At 55.3% G+C, this 2,556-nt stretch carries 2 protein-coding genes and 2 pseudogenes; 2 read left to right on the top strand and 2 right to left on the bottom strand.

Annotation, left to right across the window (positions count from 1 at the left end):
* Positions 1 to 182, bottom strand: a 182-nt coding sequence (locus EEB13_RS31850) for a hypothetical protein (RefSeq protein WP_222839835.1), incomplete at its 3' end; no start/stop codon positions are given.
* A gap of 767 nt (positions 183 to 949) precedes the next feature.
* Here EEB13_RS31850 and EEB13_RS31855 point away from each other — a divergent pair.
* Positions 950 to 1,402 carry a hypothetical protein gene (locus tag EEB13_RS31855; RefSeq protein WP_222839836.1) on the top strand — a complete coding sequence of 151 codons (453 nt, stop codon included), beginning with the start codon at positions 950 to 952 and terminating at the stop codon, positions 1,400 to 1,402.
* A gap of 32 nt (positions 1,403 to 1,434) precedes the next feature.
* Here the strand turns inward: EEB13_RS31855 and EEB13_RS32580 are convergent.
* Positions 1,435 to 1,569: pseudogene (locus EEB13_RS32580) on the bottom strand (thiolase C-terminal domain-containing protein); the annotation flags it as partial.
* Positions 1,570 to 2,467: 898 nt separating this feature from the next.
* Between EEB13_RS32580 and EEB13_RS31285 the strand changes: the two are divergent.
* A pseudogene (locus tag EEB13_RS31285) lies at positions 2,468 to 2,556 on the top strand (SDR family mycofactocin-dependent oxidoreductase); the annotation flags it as partial.

Raw genomic sequence — 2,556 nt, forward strand, 5'->3', positions numbered from 1 at the left:
GTTAGTTCGAACTCCACCGAGTCTCCTCCTAAATGCCTACCCGTCCGGGCTTCGCCGGTACGGCCATCGAGCGCCTGCCACTGCCGTGCGAAACAACCGAAATATGTTGTGCCAGAGTTTCCTTCACCTCCACCGAAGGCGCCTTCATCAAGGACGTAACCCGCATCGGAAGGTTCAAGCATGAAGCACAGGGCGAACCAATTCGAGCACCCTCGACACGATGCATCGAACATTCGAATATCATCAATATATGGAGGGGGGGCACCGCCGTCAATACCCGCAAATTGCCACTTGACCGGAGATCGAAACACCAATAGTTTGATACTTCACGAATTATTTGACGAAAAGGCAGGGATGAAGGTGCTCGACCTTGAACCCAACAATGCGTTCGGCGAGGCCGAAGCGATGGGATGCACTGCGTGCCGTCGGGCAACTTGCCGATCGCCGGATTGCCCAAGCCGTTGACTCAGCTATCGACTACAGAAGCCAGTCCGCGTCGAAGGACCCGCCGGAACCGGAAAGGCAGAGCTGGCGAAATTGTTGCGCTAGAAGCTAATGCACGCCTCACTCGACTTCAATGCTATGAAGGGCTCTACGAATCCAAGTTGCTCTACGGTGGGACCGTCGCGAGCAGCTACGCCACCTCCAGCGCCACAGACAGAAGAAAAAACATACTCCGGCACAACAGAAATCGAATGTGACCTGTTCTCGAACGTTTCCTGCTGACTCGCACACTGTTGGATGCAATCCGGAGCACCGACTCGGTCGTCCTACTCATCGACGAAGTCGATCGTATCGACATTCAGCCTGAAGCCCTCTTGTTCGAGCTGTTGTCCGAATACCAGTTTCGATCGCACAACTCATTCCGCGAGAAGACGCGGTGCCGTTCCAACCGCACGAAAATTCGTCGCCGTGGCAAAGTGATCGGGTTTCGGCAACGTAACCAGTTTTGCTGCAGGCAGCGCAGCAGAAAGACTTCAGCATTTCAGCCAAGGTCTTTCTCTCCAAAGACAACAAGCGTCGGCAATCCGATCTGAACCAACTCTTAAACGCTCAGCGACGGACGAACTGTCCGCGGGAAGAGCGCGACTTCGAAGCGATCATTACCAGCGCTGACAACCAGCCGGCGGATAGTTCTGGCGGGCCTGCCGAAGCATCATCGTCTGCTTCGAGGGCATCTATGATCGCCCCGTGCATCACGCCGTCTTCATTCTCACTCGAATCGTCGACACCCAACAAGACGATTATCCGGAATCATCTTGGGCACAGCGACTTAGCCCTCAGAAACGCATATCGCCCGCCGAAAGTCTTACAGCGTCAATCTGTTTGCCATCGGGTGGGCAACCTCGGCGCACTCATCGGCCAGATCTTCCAAATCGGGTACGGAATCAACTCCTTATGATGGCAGGAACTTATCTTAAGTGTTCATTGCCGCTATACGCTTCCGAAAATTGCCGAGAAATTGTTCTGCACCGCGCCACCAACTCCGCTGAGATACGCCAGTTCGGAGCCCTGCACCTGTTGGTCGCCCGCGTTTCCGCAGAGCTGATCGATGAACTCGATCAAGGTGACTAGTACAGAAGGTTGCGCCTGCCGAGAAACTCATCGATACCGCGATGGAGAAGGCTGCAGCCATCGCGTCACCCTCCCAGGTCGCAGTGCGTACTACTCGTCGGCGACTTCCTCGAAGGCGCTCGCGCTTTCGCCGAAAACGCGAAACTGCTTTCGCCAGCGGTTGGCCAGAACCCTTAGCCGACAGGTAGTCCGGCACGGTAACGGCTGGCACCCAACACTACGGTGTCAACGTACATCTCGGCGAACGCATGGAACACCACACGTTCGACAGGTGACTTGCGGCCAACCACTCCACTGCGCACAGCCCACTCACCAGCGAAAATGTCAGAGTAGCAGTAAAACCCATCCAGGTTAACCGGCCGAAGTGTGGTGTTGTAATGCGCAGCAGTGGGATCTGCACGGCGATCCTGGCACTTCGGGTTGTTTCCCATTCTTGCCTGCCTGAAATGACAACCGATCCGCCGCCACGACAGCCGGTCCTGGACAACCCGGCAACTTGTGCCGCTCAATGCGTCAGAATACGAGGTGACGTCGCAGTCAAATGACTTCCGAGTGTTGATGAGCGGAATTAATCTGGCGCTGGCTGAAGCACCCGATTTGTCGAGGCCTGACATCCTCGGTCGGCGACATCGTCCGAAAGTTTCTGATCATCAACCTGTTTCAACTCCATTCACTTCCAGGCACGGCGTGAGAAGCAAGGCGCGCTTCTTCCGAGCAAGGTACTGACTTTCGATTGAACTTGACGTTGAGCCGACAATCACTTGACAGGGCTCAGGCAAACTTAGATGCTTGCAAAAACATCTAAGTTTGAAGTTCACGGTGTTCAATGCTGGCAGTTCCCACAAAAATCGCGGTGGCCGGCATGCATGTCTCCTCGACTGAAAGGTTCAAAATGGCTGGAAGGGTTCAGGGCAAGGTCGCATTCATCACGGGCGCTGCTCGCGGGCAAGGACGTAGCCACGCCGTACGTCTGGCCGAAGA

The organism is Rhodococcus sp. WS3 (genome assembly GCF_003797085.1).
Taxonomy (GTDB): Bacteria; Actinomycetota; Actinomycetes; order Mycobacteriales; family Mycobacteriaceae; genus Rhodococcus_F; species Rhodococcus_F globerula.